Below are 17,662 nucleotides of genomic sequence, written 5' to 3' on the forward strand. Positions count from 1 at the left end.
TTAATTTTGCTTTCCTACTTTAAAAAGCCTGTAAAATATAAGTAAATGAAACCGTCAAGAAATATTCTCCCTATAATTGTTATCGCTCAATTTTGCTGCACCTCCCTCTGGTTTGCTAGCAATGCTGTAATGACCGACTTAGTATTGCACTTCAACCTCAACCCCAGTATTGTAAGCTACTTGACCTCAGCGGTACAATTTGGTTTCATCCTAGGAACATTAGTTTTTGCACTATTAGCGATAGCCGATCGGTTTTCGCCTTCAAAAGTGTTTTTAATTAGTGCTTTACTTGGCGCTGCATGCAACCTTGGAATTTTATGGGATGGCAATAATTTAGCAAGCATGTTAAGCATTCGGTTTTTGACCGGTTTCTTCCTTGCCGGAATCTATCCTGTAGGCATGAAAATTGCCGCTGATTATTTCGAAAAAGGACTAGGGAAATCACTAGGGTTTTTAGTTGGCGCGCTCGTTTTAGGAACTGCTTTTCCGCATTTCCTAAAGGGTATGACTTCTGGATTGCCTTGGGAACTTGTTATTCTTTGCACTGCTGGACTCGCTATTTTGGGTGGTTTGATGATGGCGTTTCTAGTTCCTGACGGTCCTTTTAGAAAACCAAGTCAAGGAGTCAACATCAAAGCCTTCTTTGGAATTTTCGAAAATAAAAATTTACGCATTGCCGCTTATGGCTACTTTGGTCACATGTGGGAACTCTATGCTTTTTGGGCTTTCACTCCGTTGATGCTTACCGCTTACTACAACCTACATCCCGAAGCACAATTCAATATTCCTATTCTATCTTTTATTATCATTGGTATTGGCGGACTCGCTTGTGTGCTTAGTGGTTATTTATCAGAAAGCTTTGGAACCAAAAAAATAGCGACCATTGCTTTATTATTGTCTTGTATTTGCTGTCTTATTTCACCATTACTATTCAATCAACCTTCAGCTACACTATTTATCGCGTTCCTACTATTTTGGGGCATGGCCGTAGTTGCTGATTCTCCTTTGCTTTCTACACTAGTAGCACAAAACGCACCCGCCGAAGTAAAAGGCACAGCGCTTACCTTAGTCAACAGTATTGGCTTTGCCATAACAATCGTTAGCATCCAATTAATTAGTTCGTTACAATTGTTGACTAACAGTAGTTTGATTTATTCTTGTTTGGCAATTGGTCCTATTTTTGGATTACTGGCTTTACGCCAAAAAAACAGATGAAAGTGATTTTAAAATTCATCATAAAATAAAAAAATATTGTTTTATATTATTTTATTATTGTTTATCGATAATTAATTATTATGTTTGCCATGAATTACAAAACATTAATAACATAATCATGAAAAAATTAACCTATTTAAAATTCTTCATTAATTTCTTTTTCACCGGAGCAATCGTTTCTTCTTTTTTTCTGTTAGTTAAATTAAGCAAAGTACTATTTGATTATAAGATTCAAAAGCCCTTTCAAATAGAAAATTTAGATTTAGTACTTAGTGGTGTAAATTTAAAAATCGTTTTAAGTTTTATCACGATAAGTTCTTTTGTTTTTATCTATGGTATTTATTTACTCAAAAAAGTCGTGCTTCTATTTATGGAAAACAAAATTTTTGATGATCAAGTTATTTTGCTTTTAAATAAAATTGGAAAGATTCTAATTTTGTCAGCATTATTAAAAGGAATACCCATTCTATGCTCTATAATATTCTCTTTTCAAGAGATAGGAACCGGTTCTAAAAATGACAATTATATAGGTTTCCATTTTTCTGTATATGTTTTAGCTTTGTTTTTTATGGTATTAAGTGAAGTATTTAAAATCGCAAAAAATCTTAAAGACGAAAACGAACTAACAGTATAATTATGGCTATAGTAATAAACGTTGATGTGATGCTTGCAAAAAGAAAAATGCGCTCTAATGAGCTTGCTGAAAGAATTGGCATCACCACTGCAAACCTCTCTATTTTAAAAACAGGAAAAGCCAAAGCAATTCGTTTTTCTACACTCGAATTAATTTGCGAAATTTTAGAATGTCAACCAGGAGACATTATGGAATATGTAAAAGAATCTACCTCTTAATTGTAGTAGATTCTTTTTGAATCCTTAAAAAAAAACTATTTTAAAATAGACCTTTAAAGCATTTAAATACTAAAAACACTTACATTTGAATTAAAATAACAATTCGTCAATTGATCAAACAACTAAAATATCTTATTGCGCTCTTTCTTGCTTTTGGCTTGATGGTAAACGATGGTGCTTTGGTTTCTCCTATTAATTCGGTTGAATATTATCAATTTTCAAATGCAATTGTCAGTAGCGATGCAAAAACAGCTCGCTCAAAAACAGTCTATTTCAAGCAAATTCTAGCGGTACAATCGGTAATTTCGATTCCGATTACTTATCTGCAATTTGCAATTAGCTACAGCCTAAGTGTTCTGGATATCTTAAAAACCAGAAGACAACTGTTTCAAAAAATCATTTCTTCTATTGCCCAAAACCTATTTTTAAACGAGACCCTTAATTCTCGTAACGCACTCTCTAGTTTATACATCGCTTAGAAAATTTTCTAAGTGTTTATGCTTTTATGGCATAACGATGCTATCAAATGTTTCATCATTTACAAATTACATCATGTATAAACAGAAAAACAAATCGCGTTTAGAGCAATCTACGCACCCTATTCTTTGGGTAAAAAGAAAAATTATGGTAGTCCTAACCGCTTTTATGATAGGAATGGCGTCTGGAATGAATGTAGGCGACAGCTTGCCGCACCAAAAACAACATCAAACCGAACAACAAGACAAGAAAGATTGATTTAGCAGCCACAAGAGTATAAATCCGTAACGAAATAATACCTTTGTGCTCCATCTAAAATGAAAATATGAGTCATTTTCCAGTTTCCAGCAGCACACTTTCAGCAACTACCCTTAGAAAATTTGTCATCGAAAAATACAATTTGAGTCCCAATGTAACTTGTCAATTGTTTAGAACCGGAATCAATCACACGTATTTTATAACCGACAAGCAACTAAAATATGTGCTGCGAGTGTATTGCTACAACTGGCGTACTAAAAAAGAAATTGAAGCCGAAATTGACTTACTTCTACTTTTAAAACATAACGGCAACAGTATTTCATATCCTATTGTTGATCGTAATAACCAATATATTCATGAGATAAACGCTCCTGAAGGGTTGCGCTATGCTGTGCTTTTCTCTTTTGCCGAAGGCGGAAAAATGAGGTTTATGGATGAAGCTACTTGCTTTAAAATTGGTGTTCTGATGGCACAAATACATCAAACTACAGTAGACAAAAGCTGCAACCGAATTACGTATAATTCTGAAAGTTTATTAAAAAAACCTTATGAGCAAGCGCTACAACATTTTCCGGCAGAGAATCCAGAAATGCAATATTTGAAGGCTGTTAGCACTAAAATAGCAGCAACTTTTGGAAGTATTGATTATTCCAAGGTTTCGACAGGAATTGTTCATTTGGATATTTGGTACGACAACATGAGTATCACTGAGGATAACCAAATTACCTTATTTGATTTTGACTTTTGTGGCAACGGCCCATTAATATTAGATGTAGCTTATTTTTGCAAACAATTGTTTCATATTGAAAACGATAAAAACGAATATGAAATAAAGAAAGCGGCATTTTTAAAAGGCTATCAGCATGTAAGAGAATTAACTAGTAAGGAAATAGGTTTAATTCCTGAAGCAGCAGCGGCGGTTTGGATTTTTTACCTCGGCGTACAATCGCAACGATTTGATTGGTCTAATGTTTTTCTAACTGAAAACTATTTAAAATTAATGTACGTAACCCGATTGAAATCGTGGATGGAATATCATAATCTACAGGAATAAAACAGTAACATAAGTCCAAATCCACAACTTGACTTTTAGAACATTTAATCTTTAGTGGTTACAATTTCTACCTTAGTCGCTCGATTAATAACAAGCAGGGGATTTAATACACTTAAGAGAATAGGTGAAACAACAACCTGATTTCAATAAATTAAAACAGCACTTGAAGTTTTTAATTTGTACCATTTTATTTACCAGCATCCATTAATCAAAAAAAAAGCGACCAAATTGGTCGCTTTAATATCTATTCTAATTCCATTGCTTATTTAGTTTCTTTCACTAAAATCTTAGTTGCATTCCTTTTACCTGACAATTTAACCAAATAAATTCCATCTAAATAATTACTAATTGAAAGTTCGACAACTTCTTTTGATCTAATTTCTTTTTCAAACATTAACCTTCCCTGCGCATCAAAAACAGATACCTTAGAAAAATCATCGGTATCACCTGTATTCAACTGAACCCTATCACTTGAAGGATTGGGAAACAATTTTACTCCGCTATCTTCTTCTGTGTTTATTGCTGTTTTTGCATTTGCAGCAACTTTTTGTGTACTACTACAAGCCCCAACCAATGACCAAGCTTGCCATTGACCTGAATTAGTCTCCGGATTTTGATTGCTAGAGTACCAATTATTTTTATAAATTTTACCATTGTAAACGACTTGCATCCCTGCAGTTGCAAACACAGCTGATGCAGTCCAAGTAGGTAAACTAGTGCAATTACCCGTAGTTCCTCCACCAGATACTGCAGTTATAGTCATTGCAATAACTGAAGACGTTTTACTTACAGCAGCGTTATCGGTAGCCTTTGCTGTCAAGCTATAAGCCCCAGCTGAAGGTGACCAACTAATGGTATACGGACTAGAAGTGTCCTTACCTATACTAACACCATTAACAAAAAACTCAACCTGACTTATTGTTCCATCACTATCACTAGCTAAAGCATTAATTTGAATAGCACTTCCCGTAACTACACTACTATTATTAATAGGGCTAGTAATCGAAACTGTAGGAGCCTGATTTATTGGTGTAACTACAGTAGTTGCAAACTCAATATATCCTGAACAGTTTAACCATTCGCTTTTAGAACCACCACAAGTACTATTTTGCCATACTCCAGTATTTATAGTTTGATTTTCTGCTTGATAAGTAATACCATCAATTTTAGCATAATCTACTTGTACATCCCTAGTTCCTTGATCATTTGTAAAAGCAGCTCTTACTGTTCCTGAACCGTAAACAGCATAATCAGCATAATTAGTAGTTAATTTAAAAGTTCCTAGAACTACACCACCTACTACAATATCCATTGTTTCATCACCAACAACCCCTTTGGCTCTAATTATAATATTATTAGCAGCTCCTGTAACATTTGCTGTTACTACAATTGCTGTTGAAGTTGTACTTGAGCCAGCATTATCAGTAGCTTTTGCAGTTAAAGTATACGAACCTGTAGTAGGAGTCCAGTTAATTGCGTAAGGACTTGAGATGTCTTTACCAATGCTGGTACCATTAACAAAAAACTCAACCTGACTTACTGTTCCATCACTATCACTAGCTGTAGCTTTTAGCTGTACAGCAGTTCCTGAAACTAAACTAGTATTATTTAAAGGACTTGTTAATACAACCGTAGGTACTGCATTTGTTGGCGTAGTACCAGCAGTACAATACTGTTTCCAGTTTTGAATAATACTTTTTACCTTTGCTCCTGAAGCGGTCAAGTTACTTGCCGACCAACCTCCTGTTGCACTTGCTCCAGGATTTACAAGTGACGCACCCTCACTTTTATCTGTAATAGACCAGTTTGCATGTGATATGTCATTCGTCGCTAGAAAAGACATCCAAGCATCTGTAGACGCAACATCTACATTTCCATTTCCGCTCGCCTCTACAGTTCCCCATTCAGTTACCATAAGAGCAATACCTTTATTTAGTGCCGTTTGCGCTTTTTGCCTTAGACTTTCTTTATGCGTTGCGGCATAAAAATGCAAGGTATAAGCAATATTTGTTGAACTAGTAATGGGATCATTTGCCGCAACATCAACATCTTGTGACCACGTTGGTGTCCCTACAATGATTAAATTATCAGGGTCTATTTTCCTAATTTCGGAAATAACAGCTTCTGCATAAGGTTTGATCGTGTTAGACCAAGACACCTGCAACGGCTCATTGTATATTTCGTAAATAACATTTGGATTGTTACCATACGTTTGCGCCATCTCTTTAAAAAAGGCAATTGCTGCCGCTTGATTGTCTTCGGCATGATGAGAATGCCAATCAATAATTACATACATCCCCTCAGCAATTGCAGCATTTACAACAGTTTTGACTCTGTTTTTATTTTCAGTAGGGTTACTGATATAACCTCCTGAATCTTCAACCCCCATTGCTGCACGAATTATTGTTGTACCCCAATTGTCATTTAAAAATTTCACAACATCAGCATTGTAGTACTTCTCTGCTCCCCAACCAGTATTCGACCAAAAATAACTATTTCCAGCAAAGCTTACCGGCTTATTATTCTTATCAACAATCTTTGTTCCTTTTACACTCAAGTTACCATGAACAGCAACAGGCGTTGAACTACAATAATTTTGGGCTTTTAAAACAGATGAACTAAGAATCAAAGCACCTGCAAATAAACATACGTTTATTACCTTTTTTAGGTGGTATTTTTTTTTCATAACTATGGTATTCAATAAATTAATCAAAATAGAATCCTTTCCTTATCAAATTTATTGCTTTTATAGCATCAATCAGAAAATCAAGACCTACTATCTAAAATTCATTAAACAGAACGCAGAAAATATCAGTAAATTATGACTCTTTTATCATTAATTTTAAAGATTTTTCATATAATTGTTAGAACATCACTAATAGCAACACTTCCCTCTTTTTGGACAATTAAATTTTGTCCAAAAATCACACTATTCCCAACATTTTTATATTTAGACAAAGTTCGCAAAGGTTCTTTTCCTGCTAAAATTCCTTTTTTGGGGTCTATTGTAACCACTACACATCTTCCACAAGGCTTTACGCCATAAAAAGAGAGGTTGCCAATCGTGAAATTTTTCCAAGTTTCTTCTTCGTATGCTTTTCCACCATTGAATACAAAATTAGGGCGAAATCGTTTCATAGAAACTGCTTCTTTCAAACGAGAATTCAAGTCATCCAAGGAAGATTGTCCAATAATTAAAAAAGGAAACCCATCCGAAAAAGAAGTAATATCACTCGTTGTGATCGCATAATCAGGATCCACTTTTCTATTGCTATCTTCTGGCATATAAACCAAACGAACTACACGTTTTAAAATTTTAGAAAACCAAGCTGAAAATTCATCACCCACCTCATAAGCATCAACAGTATCCTCCCAGATAACTGTTTCTAGATTTTCCTTAACAACTCTAGGAGAATACTCTAGCGGAACTTTAATTATATCAAATAGGTCTTCTTTGTAACTAATCACTAGAGAACCATCAAGTATTTCTGTTTTAAAAAGTGCTAATTCAGGATTCTCTCTTTGAGATATGAAAACCCCTTGCTCATCAACTAACATCCAGCGGCGATCATGTTCTAAACCACGATGAGTAACATTAGACTGTTTTAAACTGATTCCGCTTAGTGATTTAACGGGATAAATCCAGATTTCTGAAAGTTGAAGCATAATGACTTTATTTTTTTCAAATCTACAAAAAAGGATCACCAACACAAACCAAAAAAAAGCCTCGAAAAGGATTAGTTTTCGAGGCTTACTTTGTATTTCTAATAGGCAAAATTCAAATAATAAATCTGAATAATAGCACTTAGAATATTGTAGCCCGTAGCGGAATCGAACCGCTCTTACATGGATGAAAACCATGCGTCCTAACCGATAGACGAACGGGCCTTAATTTTCTGTTGCGGGTGCAAAAATACCACTTTTTTCGAGATGTGCAAAGACTAATCGTAAATCCATTGTAATTAATTTACATTTTTGTTCTACACAATTTATAATTAATTCATAACTAGCACTTACCGCAATTAACAAAAATTAAAAAATTTTAATCATAACTATTTATTTTAAGATATAAGCTACTAAAGCAAACTGATGATTCTAGAAAATCACTAGTTATGCACCAACCTAATATAATATAGCATGAACTAATACCAGTCACATCGAGCACAAGCAAATTAAAATAGCGATTCTCTACTCCGCTCGAATTGACAATTAAACTGTTTTATAAATAGTGTTGTTATCACTCCTAAAACTAAGATTTCCTCTCCATAAACATCTTTTCCTTCCATTTTTGAATAACAAAAAAAGAAGATCATTTGAATAGTTCAAGCAACTCTATTTTAATACATTCTACAATTTTAAATTTCGCAATCTAAGTGCATTTGCAATCACAGAAACCGAACTAAAACTCATGGCCAAAGCAGCAATCATTGGCGAAAGCAACAATCCGAAGAAAGGATACAACACTCCTGCCGCAATTGGGATTCCGATTACGTTATAAAAGAACGCGAAAAACAAATTTTGATTGATGTTTTTCATCACGGCATGACTTAGTTTTTTAGCTTTTACAATTCCTTGTAAATCTCCTTTTACCAAGGTGATTTTGGCGCTTTCAATTGCCGCATCTGTTCCCGTTCCCATTGCTATTCCTACATTGGCTTGAGCCAAAGCTGGTGCATCGTTAATTCCGTCACCTGCCATCGCTACAATTTTACCTTCGGCTTGCAAACGTTTAATTTCGTTGAGTTTATCCTGTGGCAAACAACCAGCTATAAACGAAGTCAAATGCAGTTCATCGGCCACAGCCTTAGCCGTATTTTCATTATCACCCGTTAACATAATCACCTCAATACCTTCCGACATTAACTCTTTAATAGCGTTTGCACTGGTGGTTTTAATAGCATCTGTAATGGCTACGAAACCTACTGCAACTGCGTCAACTGCAATATAAGAGACAGTTTTTCCCAACTTTTGCTCTGCAATAACGGTGTTTTCTAAATCATTAGCGATAGTCGCTTTTACGTGTTCCATTAGTTTTTTATTTCCTAATGCCACTTTTTTACCCGCTACAGTTCCTACCACTCCTTTTCCTGTTACGGAATCAAAATCGTTAACTTCGGTTAAGCTGCTATTTTTCGCTTTCGCAAAATTGACTACGGCTTGCGCCAAAGGGTGTTCGCTATATTGATTTAGTGAAGCAATCAATTGAAGTAAATCCTGCTCATTATTATGTACAGCCACCACTTTTTCTACTGACGGTTTCCCTTCTGTAATTGTTCCTGTTTTATCTGTAATCAATACATTTACTTTGTTCATTACCTCTAAGGCTTCGGCATTTTTAATCAGTACACCAGACTGCGCGCCTTTCCCAACTCCTACCATAACCGACATGGGTGTAGCCAAACCTAAGGCACATGGACAAGCGATAATCAATACCGCAATAGCATTAATAAAACCGTACACTAATGCCGGTTCTGGACCATAAATTGCCCATACAAAAAAGGTAATTACAGCAACACTAACAACGATAGGCACAAAATACTTCGCGATGCTATCTGCTAGTTTTTGGATTGGCGCTCTAGAACGACTTGCATCAGTAACCATTTGTACAATTTGCGCCAGCAAGGTTTCTGACCCTACTTTTTCTGCAATCATTACAAATGATTTTGTTCCGTTGATTGTTCCAGAGATCACCTCATCATCAACCGCTTTATCAACTGGAATAGGCTCTCCCGAAATCATCGATTCATCAATCGTGCTTTCGCCCTGAGTAATTTTTCCATCTACCGGAATTTTATCTCCGGGCTTAACGCGTAATAAATCGCCTTTTTTAATATCATGAATCGAAATCACTTTGTCTACGCCATCAACCACTAATGTAGCTTGTGTAGGCGCTAATTTTAATAATTCTTTTATTGCTCCACTAGTTTTACTATGTGCTTTTGCTTCCAGCAATTGCCCTAATAGTACTAAAGTCAAAATAACTGTAGCTGCTTCAAAATACAAATGAACGCTGCCCGTTTCCGTTTTAAATTCTGCTGGAAACAGCGATGGAAAAAACAATCCGAAAACACTAAATAAAAAGGCTACACCAGAACCAATTCCGATCAGGGTAAACATATTTAGATTCCACGTTAAAACCGATTTATAGGCACGTACAAAAAACATACTACAGGCATAAAATACTACGGGAAGCGATAAGGCAAATTGAACCCAATTCCAACTTTCCATGCTCATGACTTTCATCAAAGGATTATTCGGAATCATATCTGACATGGCAATGATAAAAATAGGCAAGGTGAAAAATAGTGCTATTTTCATTTTACGCCATAACTCATTGTAGGTTTTATTGTCATCGCTTTCGTCTGGTTCCATTGGTACTAAATCCATTCCGCAAATAGGACAATCCCCAGGACCGTCTTTGATGATTTCAGGATGCATCGGACAAGTATATTGTACTTTTTGATTAACAACCGCTTCTTGAACTAAATCCATTCCGCATACCGGACAATCACCCGCTTTGTCATAGACTTTATCGCCTTCGCAGTGCATCGGACAATAATATTTTCCTGCTGCTGCAGTATGATTGTGTGTATGAGAATGTGCTTTTTTAGTATTAGAATCCTTCGTACTACAGCAAGATTTTGCAGGTGTAGGCTCAGGACTCTTCTCTTCTGCAGTACTCATTTCTATACTGTAGTTTCCTGCAGCAGCTAAAGCATCTTGAAAAACAGTCAATGGAATATGGGTATCCATTGTAATAACTGCTTGTTTTGATTCTAGCGAAACAACTGCCTCAGCACCATCAATGGTATTCAGCGTTTTTTCTACTTTCTTACGACAACCGTCGCAGGACATTCCCGTAATTGTATATGTATGTACCATGTTTCTCTATTAAAAATTATACTACAAATATCCGAATGAAATTCTGTTTAGTCATTACACAATTCGGGAAGAGATTTGTATCATTTATAAAGCGTCAATTTGTTTGCGATTTTTTTCTTTTATCTTTTTAAAATAAGTCGGAGTCATTCCCGTGACTTTCTTAAATTGATTACTCAAATGAGCCACATTGCTGTAGTTTAACTGCAATGCAATTTGGCTTAAACTCAGTTCGTCATAGACCAACAACTCTTTGGCTTTTTCGATTTTTTGAGCTATAAAATAATGTTCAATAGTAACACCTTCCACTTCTGAAAAAAGCTTACTCAATGCACTGTAATCTTGGTGTAACTCCTTTGCTAAAAACTCAGAGAAATTAACTTTTAATTTTTCATTTTGATAGTGCACTAAATCAATGATGAGGTTTTTAATTTTCTCAATAGTTTTACTAGTTTTATCTTCTAACAATTCAAAACCAAGTTCCTTAAGAGCCAATACTAACGGTTGCTTTTCTTCGTTGGTTAATTCCCGAGAAAGGATTACTTCGCCTAAATCTACCGAAACAACAGGAAGCGACATTTTTTCTAACACTTTCTTTACAGCCATTTCACAACGACCACAAACCATATTTTTTATATAAAGTTTCACTATATTATTTTTTATTTTCTAAACGAATAATCATTTCATTCATTTGCTTAATCTCTTTTTCTTGAGCAACTATAATATCCTCAGCTAATTTTTTTAGTTCAGGATCTTTAAAATTCACATTACTACTTGTCATTATAGCAGAGGAATGATGAGGAATCATTGCTTTCATATATTGAATATCGCTAACAAAGGTTTGGGTTCTTAATAGAAATAACGTCCCACAAAATGAAACAGCAGCAAAGGTTATTATTGCTAAATTAGTTTTACGGTGGGGATACATTTTCCACATAAATAGCAACATATTAATTGCCATCGTTGCAATCATTAAAGTTGTCATGTAAAAGCGTGTTAGACTATTATGTATATGACTAAATTCTGCAACATTTAAAAACATTACTAAATACATGATTACAAATGAAACTGCCATAATTAATGCAAACTTCATGTACGGATTTTTCTTTGCGTGTTTGTCGTTGTTTTCCATAATAGTTTTTTTTTAAAAAAATTAAAATTACTTTACAATATATAACTCTCTACCTCCCTTAAATTATAAGATTCTAATATATTCTTATCTAATCCCCATTCATTCACTGAAACCCTTTCACACTTTTGACATATTTAAAAAACATTTACGACTACATTTTCATTCCCGCCATAGGATCTTTTCCTTTTCGGAATTCGTATTCGCTATTAACAGCATAAACACCGGTAATAACAATCTTTTTATTGGTATCTATTGTTGATGTAATTTCGATCATGCCATTAGACTCCAATCCTGTAGTTACCTTTAAATTTTCAAAAACACCATGACTTTTTTCGACCCATATAAAAGTAACTTTTTCATCTCGAACAACAGCATCAATAGGAACAAAAATCCCTTTTTGATTGGATTGTGTTACTTGAACATTTGCCTGCATTCCGGGTTTTAACAGCAAGCCTGGATTGGCTACTTCTAACTGAATCAATAGCAATCGTGTATCTGGATTAATCTCTGGATTGATAAAAGAAATTGTCGCTTGTACCGACTTGGACGGAAAATCTACAAATGAAATCGTTGCCGTTTGCCCCAATCGCAAACTTTTGGCATAGTTGACATTTACTTGGGTTTCCAACCAAAGAGTACTAAGGTTAGCAACTTTAATGATTGGAGCACCTTCCATGACATAACTTCCTTCAGTAGCCGTGATTTCGGATATTGTTCCGCTGTAGCTGCTGTAAAAAGTGGTGTACGGAGACACTTCTTTGCTTTTTTTAACTGCCTCAATTTGTGTATTTGATAATCCGTAAAACAAAAGCTTTTGCTTGGCTGCCGCTACCATCGTTTTGGCATTTTTTCCAAAATCCCCTGGCATAGCGAGTTGACTATAAGCCGAAACATAATCTTGCTTAGCGATTGCTATTGGCTCACTATACAATTGATAAACTGCTTGTCCTTTTTGAATAAAATCACCTTCGGTTTTAAAATATAATTTTTCGATTCGCCCCACTGCTCTTGCCGAAATACTTTTTATTGCTTCGGGATTAACCGTCAAAACTCCAGTATAATTTCCTTGTTGACTTTGTTGTGACGTTCCAATTAAAGCTGTGCTGATATTCCCCAATTTAATTTGTTGGTCACTTAACGAAATCGAATTATAAGCCCCATTGTCTTTTTTCATAGGTGTTAATTCCATGTGGCAAATAGGGCATTTTCCGGGCTTATCTTCTTTAATTTGAGGATCCATCGAACAAGTATAATAGATACTTTCTTTGAACTCATGAGTTTCGTGTTTATCTTCATTTTTAGAATTACATCCCAAAACGAATATAAAACCAATTATTAAAAAACAAATTTTATGTAGCTCTTTCATCGTTATTTCGTTTTTATAAAGCTTCCGCTATCAATTAAATACTGTGCATTTTGCGCTAAGCGATCTCCTACTACAACTCCGTCTAGCACTTGTACAAAACCATTTATCTCTAACCCTGTCGTTATTTTAGTAGCCTGAAAACCTTCGCCTTTTTTTACAAAAACCACTTTTTTATTCCCTAAACTAACCAATGATTCTTTTTGCAACCACAACCCTTTTTGGGGGTTGGCCTCCATTGATCCTTCAAGACGCAAACCAATAGGATATTTTAGTTTTTCATTATCGAGATACACTCTAATTCGGTTCGTTTTTTCTTTTGGATCTAATTGTGTTTCCACAAAATTTACTTTGGCATTCACCACTTCATTAGCGTCTAATTCTGATTTAATCTGGATCGACTGATTGATCTTTACAAGACTATTGTAACCTTGGATAACATTAAAAACAGCCCAAACTTTATCAGTATTTACTAATTTAAACACTACAGCACCCTTAGTTACATAATCGCCTTCTTTTAAACGCAACACTTCCGTAGTGCTATTTTGTTGACTGGTTTGATTTTGCGAATCACTATTTTCAGTACCATCTACAATTCCGTTTGCAGGACTATAAATTGAAACTACTGGATTTAATTTTTTGGCTGTAGCCAAAGCATTTACTTGACTAGTACTCATTCCGTAAAGCAACAATTTTTGTTTTACTGCCTTAATTATAGTAGCGTTTTGTGCATCATTTGCAATCAAATAAATAAAATTTTGCTGCTCTGTTTGCAACTCAGGACTGTACAAATCAAATAGTTTTTGTCCTTTTGTAACCCGTTGAAATTTACGATGCACATACATTTTCTCGATTCTCCCACTAATTCTTGCGGCGACATTCACACTTGAATTTGGATTATAAGTCACCGTTCCAGGTAAACTTATAGCACTTGCGATAACGGTATCTTTGACGGTTGTTGTTTCAAAATCGCCAACAACAAAACCATTAGCAGGCTGTAACAAAGCAGCAATAGCATTGCTATCTATTGGTTGATCCTCAGTAACTTTCTGAATTAAATCCATTCCGCAAATAGGACATTTCCCTGCTTCGTGCTTTATAATTTGAGGATGCATTGAGCAGGTGTAAATTTCTTCGTTATGACTGTGAGTTCCATGCTCATTTGAGTTTGAAACAAAATAATACACGCCAAAGCCAACCAATGCAATTAGTACAATCAACAAACTATATTTAAAATATTTATTTCTCATTATTTTGTTTCTAATTGTTTTTCTATTGCGACTTGTGTGCTTAAAATAGCTTGTAATTTATCTAACTTATCCAGTTGCGCCATATTCAACGCTTCCCAAGAATCTAAGGCTACAAATAATTCTCCTGTATTATTTTGCCAAGCTAAAATTGCAGTATCATAGTTTCTTTTTAAAGCGGGAATGATGCTTTTATCACTAATATCATATTGTTTGTGCAAGTTGATCAATGCCCTTTGCAAGCCCGAAAGCATTCCGGTTGCTTCATTTAAAATCATTTGCTTTTGCCATTCTAAACTTTCGTTTTTTATCTGGATGCTATTGATGGTTGCTTTATTAGATTTGGTAGACCAAGGCATCGGAATAGAAACCATCCCCATCAAAGAAAATTGTTGTGGCCTATCACCAAAAGCAAACATATGATCGTATTTCACACCAAATTCAGGTTTCATTTTCGACTTTTCGATCGCGATTTTTAGTCCGTTTAACTCCTTTGTTTTTTCAATAGCTTTTATATCGCTACGGCTCTCAGAAAGTGAGATTGTATCAATCACCACAGCATTAAAATCTTTTAAATCTGCTTCTAAATCAATTTCGAAAACAGTGTTTTTATCACTAGCCATCAATGTATTGAGCAGAAACCTTCTTTGAGCAATCTCATTTTGCAACGTAACTATTTCGCTTTGTAAACTGCTGTATTGTGATTTTGCTTTGTAATAAGTTGCGAGTTTATCACTATTGTATTTATAGCGTATTTCGATACTTTTAATCATGTACTCTAAAAGCAATAAATTCTCGTTGGCGATTTTTATTTTTTTATCTAAAACTCCCCATTGGTAATAATTGGTTTTAGCCAAAGCATTCAATTCATTAATGGTATAATTTTTATTTTCTACCTCAACCGAAGACAACGCATTTGCATAATCCGCATCGGCTTTTAGCTTGGAAGCATTCGGGATCATTTGTGTAATTCCAACCATATAGGCACCCATTCCAGGATTCATGCCGTCTGCTTTCCACATACTAGTAGCATAAGGCGTCATGAACAAACCCGTATTAAGCTGTGGAGCAGACCAACTTCTAGCACCTTTTGCGGAGGCATCCATACTCTGAATTTCGGCATCATACATTTTCAGTTGTGGATTGTTTGTTTTTATTATTTCCAAAACCTGCTCTAATGACATCGTTTGTGCTTTTGCGAAAGCAGAAGACAAAATCAAACAACTAATCAGGATATATTTTTTAATGTTTTGCATCGATAAGATCTATTTTGCCTTTTGTTTTTAGCTCGTGTAATTTTGACATTTCAAAAACAACTGGCGTTACTAATAATACATAAATAATGGATGTGATCGTACCACCAATTAACGGAACTGTAATAGGAATCATCACATCTGCACCTGTTCCCGTGGACCATAGAATAGGAATTAATCCAAAAAGAGCAACAAATACAGTCATTAATTTGGGACGCAATCGCTTAGCAGAACCTTCAATAACATATTCTCTTATAATATCTTCATTGATTGTCTCAGCAGTATTCCCGTGTTTCGCAACCATTTTCATCATGGCTTCATTAAGATAAATAGTCATCAACATTGCTGTTTCTATCGCCATCCCGAATAAAGCAATAAAACCTACTGCAACGGCAACTGATAAATTTATACCGTAGAAATACACCATAAAAACGCCGCCAATTAATGCAAACGGAACAGTAATCATGGTTATCATTGCTTCTTTCATCGAATTGTATGTAAAGTATAAAATCAAGAAAATAATACAAATCACAATCGGTAAAATCAAGCTCAAGGTTTTATTTGCCCGAAGTTGGTTTTCCCATTGTCCACTCCATTCTACATAATAGCCTTTGGGCATTTTGGTCATCATCGCATTCAATTTATCCTGGGCTTCTTTTACGGTACTTCCTAAATCACGATCCCTAACATTAAATAGCACGCTCCCTCTAAGCATAGCATTTTCGCTATTAATCATAGGAGGACCGTCCGAAATTTTAATATCTGCCACAGTTTCTAGCGGAATAGGACCAAAATCCATTGTTTGAACCTGCAATTTCTTCAATCCGTTAAGGCTACTTCTATATTCTTGAGCATAACGTGCATTGACTGAAAAACGTTGTCGTCCTTCAATTGTAGTTGTCAAAGTCATTCCACCAATCGCCGCTTCAACTACAGTATTAATATCGTCAACACTGAGACCATAACGACCAATCACTTCTCTTTTGGCTGAAATATCAATGTACTTCCCGCCTGTAATAGGTTCTGCAAACAAATCTTTTACGCCTTCTGTCCCTACTAATGCTCGTTTTATTTTTTGAGACAAAGCATCAATTGTATCCAGATTAGCACCATAAACTTTGATTCCCACATCGGTTCTAATACCAGTCGAAAGCATATTGATTCGGTTAATGATAGGTTGCGTAAACCCATTGGTCACACCCGGAATTTGAAGTTTATTGTTAATTTCAGTAATAATTTCACTTTTTGTAATGCCTGCTCGCCATTCATTATGAGGCTTTAGTAGCACAATAGTTTCAATCATACTAATCGGACTATTATCTGTAGCGGTATTTGCTCTTCCGGCTTTTCCTAAAACATGTGTCACCTCTGGAATTGATTTTATCAATTTATCCTGAACCTGTAATATTCGTTTGATTTCTGAATTAGAAACATCCGGCAAAGTCACTGGCATAAACAAAATCGAACCTTCATCTAAAGGCGGCATAAACTCTGATCCTAATTGCGTAAACATCAATCCGCCAATTAGCAAGGCAACAATATTGACGGCTAAAACAGTTTTTCGCCATTTTAAACAAAAAATTAAAATAGGCGTATAAAGCGTTTCTAGTTTTCTATTAATGGGATTTTTAGACTCTGGTCGTAATTTTCCTTTTAGCAAATAACTAATTAAAACGGGGGTTAACGTAATTGCCAAAAACGCATCCACTATTAGAATAAAAGATTTGGTCCATGCCAAAGGGCTGAACAATTTACCCTCCATTCCAGTTAACAAAAAGACAGGCAGAAAAGAGGCAATGACAATTAATGTCGAATAGAAAACTCCTGGGCCAACTAACTTTGAAGAATCAGAAATAAGCTTCATTCTTTCTTCCGAAGACAAAGGGTCCTGTTCTTTTTTAAATATTTTTTTTAATAAATTTTTCATTGCCC

General features: G+C 35.1%; 15 protein-coding genes and 1 tRNA gene. 6 read left to right on the forward strand and 10 right to left on the reverse strand.

Annotation, left to right across the window (positions count from 1 at the left end; translation table 11 throughout):
- The first annotated feature begins 45 nt into the window (after positions 1–45).
- The 6 genes from HNP99_RS01340 to HNP99_RS01365 all read left to right on the forward strand — a co-directional run bounded on the left by HNP99_RS01340 (position 46) and on the right by HNP99_RS01365 (position 3,856).
- Positions 46–1,215, forward strand: coding sequence for an MFS transporter (locus HNP99_RS01340; RefSeq protein ID WP_173850495.1), 1,170 nt, complete (start codon positions 46–48; stop codon positions 1,213–1,215).
- Between the two features lie 118 nt (positions 1,216–1,333).
- Complete coding sequence (locus HNP99_RS01345) at positions 1,334–1,849, forward strand: DUF2975 domain-containing protein (protein WP_173850497.1); 516 nt, start codon at positions 1,334–1,336, stop codon at positions 1,847–1,849.
- Positions 1,850–1,851: 2 nt separating this feature from the next.
- Complete coding sequence (locus HNP99_RS01350; RefSeq protein ID WP_074721690.1) at positions 1,852–2,067, forward strand: helix-turn-helix domain-containing protein; 216 nt, start codon at positions 1,852–1,854, stop codon at positions 2,065–2,067.
- Between the two features lie 110 nt (positions 2,068–2,177).
- Positions 2,178–2,546 (forward strand): hypothetical protein, encoded by a 369-nt coding sequence (locus tag HNP99_RS01355; protein WP_173850499.1) that lies wholly within the window; start codon positions 2,178–2,180, stop codon positions 2,544–2,546.
- A 73-nt stretch (positions 2,547–2,619) separates the two neighbouring features.
- On the forward strand, positions 2,620–2,802 hold the full coding sequence (locus HNP99_RS01360; RefSeq protein ID WP_173850501.1) for a hypothetical protein: 183 nt from the start codon (positions 2,620–2,622) through the stop codon (positions 2,800–2,802).
- 67 nt (positions 2,803–2,869) lie between these two features.
- The gene (locus HNP99_RS01365) at positions 2,870–3,856 is read left to right on the forward strand and encodes a phosphotransferase (protein WP_173850503.1); all 987 of its coding nucleotides are present in this window, start codon (positions 2,870–2,872) and stop codon (positions 3,854–3,856) included.
- Between the two features lie 262 nt (positions 3,857–4,118).
- Here HNP99_RS01365 and HNP99_RS01370 read toward each other — a convergent pair whose 3' ends face one another.
- From HNP99_RS01370 to HNP99_RS01415, 10 genes are all read right to left on the reverse strand, one after another.
- Positions 4,119–6,542, reverse strand: coding sequence for a cellulase family glycosylhydrolase (locus tag HNP99_RS01370; protein ID WP_173850505.1), 2,424 nt, complete (start codon positions 6,540–6,542; stop codon positions 4,119–4,121).
- A 167-nt stretch (positions 6,543–6,709) separates the two neighbouring features.
- A complete protein-coding gene (locus HNP99_RS01375; protein WP_173850507.1) occupies positions 6,710–7,522 on the reverse strand; it encodes an MOSC domain-containing protein in 813 nt (270 codons plus the stop codon).
- A 150-nt stretch (positions 7,523–7,672) separates the two neighbouring features.
- Positions 7,673–7,744: transfer RNA gene (locus tag HNP99_RS01380), tRNA-Glu, on the reverse strand.
- Positions 7,745–8,203: 459 nt separating this feature from the next.
- Positions 8,204–10,738, reverse strand: a complete 2,535-nt coding sequence (locus HNP99_RS01385) for a heavy metal translocating P-type ATPase (protein WP_173850509.1) — start codon at positions 10,736–10,738, stop codon at positions 8,204–8,206.
- Positions 10,739–10,822: 84 nt separating this feature from the next.
- A complete protein-coding gene (locus tag HNP99_RS01390; protein WP_463671059.1) occupies positions 10,823–11,386 on the reverse strand; it encodes an AraC family transcriptional regulator in 564 nt (187 codons plus the stop codon).
- Position 11,387: 1 nt separating this feature from the next.
- Entirely contained in the window at positions 11,388–11,867 is a 480-nt protein-coding gene (locus HNP99_RS01395; protein WP_173850511.1) for a DUF305 domain-containing protein, read from the reverse strand.
- Between the two features lie 151 nt (positions 11,868–12,018).
- Entirely contained in the window at positions 12,019–13,233 is a 1,215-nt protein-coding gene (locus tag HNP99_RS01400) for an efflux RND transporter periplasmic adaptor subunit (RefSeq protein WP_173850513.1), read from the reverse strand.
- A 2-nt stretch (positions 13,234–13,235) separates the two neighbouring features.
- A complete protein-coding gene (locus HNP99_RS01405) occupies positions 13,236–14,480 on the reverse strand; it encodes an efflux RND transporter periplasmic adaptor subunit (RefSeq protein WP_254596800.1) in 1,245 nt (414 codons plus the stop codon).
- Positions 14,480–15,733, reverse strand: a complete 1,254-nt coding sequence (locus HNP99_RS01410; RefSeq protein ID WP_173850515.1) for a TolC family protein — start codon at positions 15,731–15,733, stop codon at positions 14,480–14,482. Before HNP99_RS01410 ends, HNP99_RS01405 begins: the two co-directional genes overlap by 1 nt.
- Positions 15,720–17,657 (reverse strand): efflux RND transporter permease subunit, encoded by a 1,938-nt coding sequence (locus HNP99_RS01415; protein WP_173850517.1) that lies wholly within the window; start codon positions 17,655–17,657, stop codon positions 15,720–15,722. Before HNP99_RS01415 ends, HNP99_RS01410 begins: the two co-directional genes overlap by 14 nt.
- Positions 17,658–17,662: the final 5 nt, after the last annotated feature.

Origin of the sequence: Flavobacterium gelidicaeli (assembly GCF_013294005.1) — a bacterium.
In the GTDB taxonomy this organism is placed as follows: Bacteria; Bacteroidota; Bacteroidia; order Flavobacteriales; family Flavobacteriaceae; genus Flavobacterium.

What these genes read in the sequence shown, in the direction of transcription:
- HNP99_RS01415 (WP_173850517.1), bottom strand. Translation starts at nt 17,657, where the DNA reads ATGAAAAATTTATTAAAAAAAATATTTAAAAAAGAACAGGACCCTTTG.
- HNP99_RS01400 (WP_173850513.1), bottom strand. Translation starts at nt 13,233, where the DNA reads ATGAAAGAGCTACATAAAATTTGTTTTTTAATAATTGGTTTTATATTC.
- HNP99_RS01350 (WP_074721690.1), top strand. Translation starts at nt 1,852, where the DNA reads ATGGCTATAGTAATAAACGTTGATGTGATGCTTGCAAAAAGAAAAATG.
- HNP99_RS01405 (WP_254596800.1), bottom strand. Translation starts at nt 14,480, where the DNA reads ATGAGAAATAAATATTTTAAATATAGTTTGTTGATTGTACTAATTGCA.
- HNP99_RS01360 (WP_173850501.1), top strand. Translation starts at nt 2,620, where the DNA reads ATGTATAAACAGAAAAACAAATCGCGTTTAGAGCAATCTACGCACCCT.
- HNP99_RS01345 (WP_173850497.1), top strand. Translation starts at nt 1,334, where the DNA reads ATGAAAAAATTAACCTATTTAAAATTCTTCATTAATTTCTTTTTCACC.
- HNP99_RS01395 (WP_173850511.1), bottom strand. Translation starts at nt 11,867, where the DNA reads ATGGAAAACAACGACAAACACGCAAAGAAAAATCCGTACATGAAGTTT.
- HNP99_RS01385 (WP_173850509.1), bottom strand. Translation starts at nt 10,738, where the DNA reads ATGGTACATACATATACAATTACGGGAATGTCCTGCGACGGTTGTCGT.
- HNP99_RS01365 (WP_173850503.1), top strand. Translation starts at nt 2,870, where the DNA reads ATGAGTCATTTTCCAGTTTCCAGCAGCACACTTTCAGCAACTACCCTT.
- HNP99_RS01410 (WP_173850515.1), bottom strand. Translation starts at nt 15,733, where the DNA reads ATGCAAAACATTAAAAAATATATCCTGATTAGTTGTTTGATTTTGTCT.
- HNP99_RS01375 (WP_173850507.1), bottom strand. Translation starts at nt 7,522, where the DNA reads ATGCTTCAACTTTCAGAAATCTGGATTTATCCCGTTAAATCACTAAGC.
- HNP99_RS01340 (WP_173850495.1), top strand. Translation starts at nt 46, where the DNA reads ATGAAACCGTCAAGAAATATTCTCCCTATAATTGTTATCGCTCAATTT.
- HNP99_RS01370 (WP_173850505.1), bottom strand. Translation starts at nt 6,542, where the DNA reads ATGAAAAAAAAATACCACCTAAAAAAGGTAATAAACGTATGTTTATTT.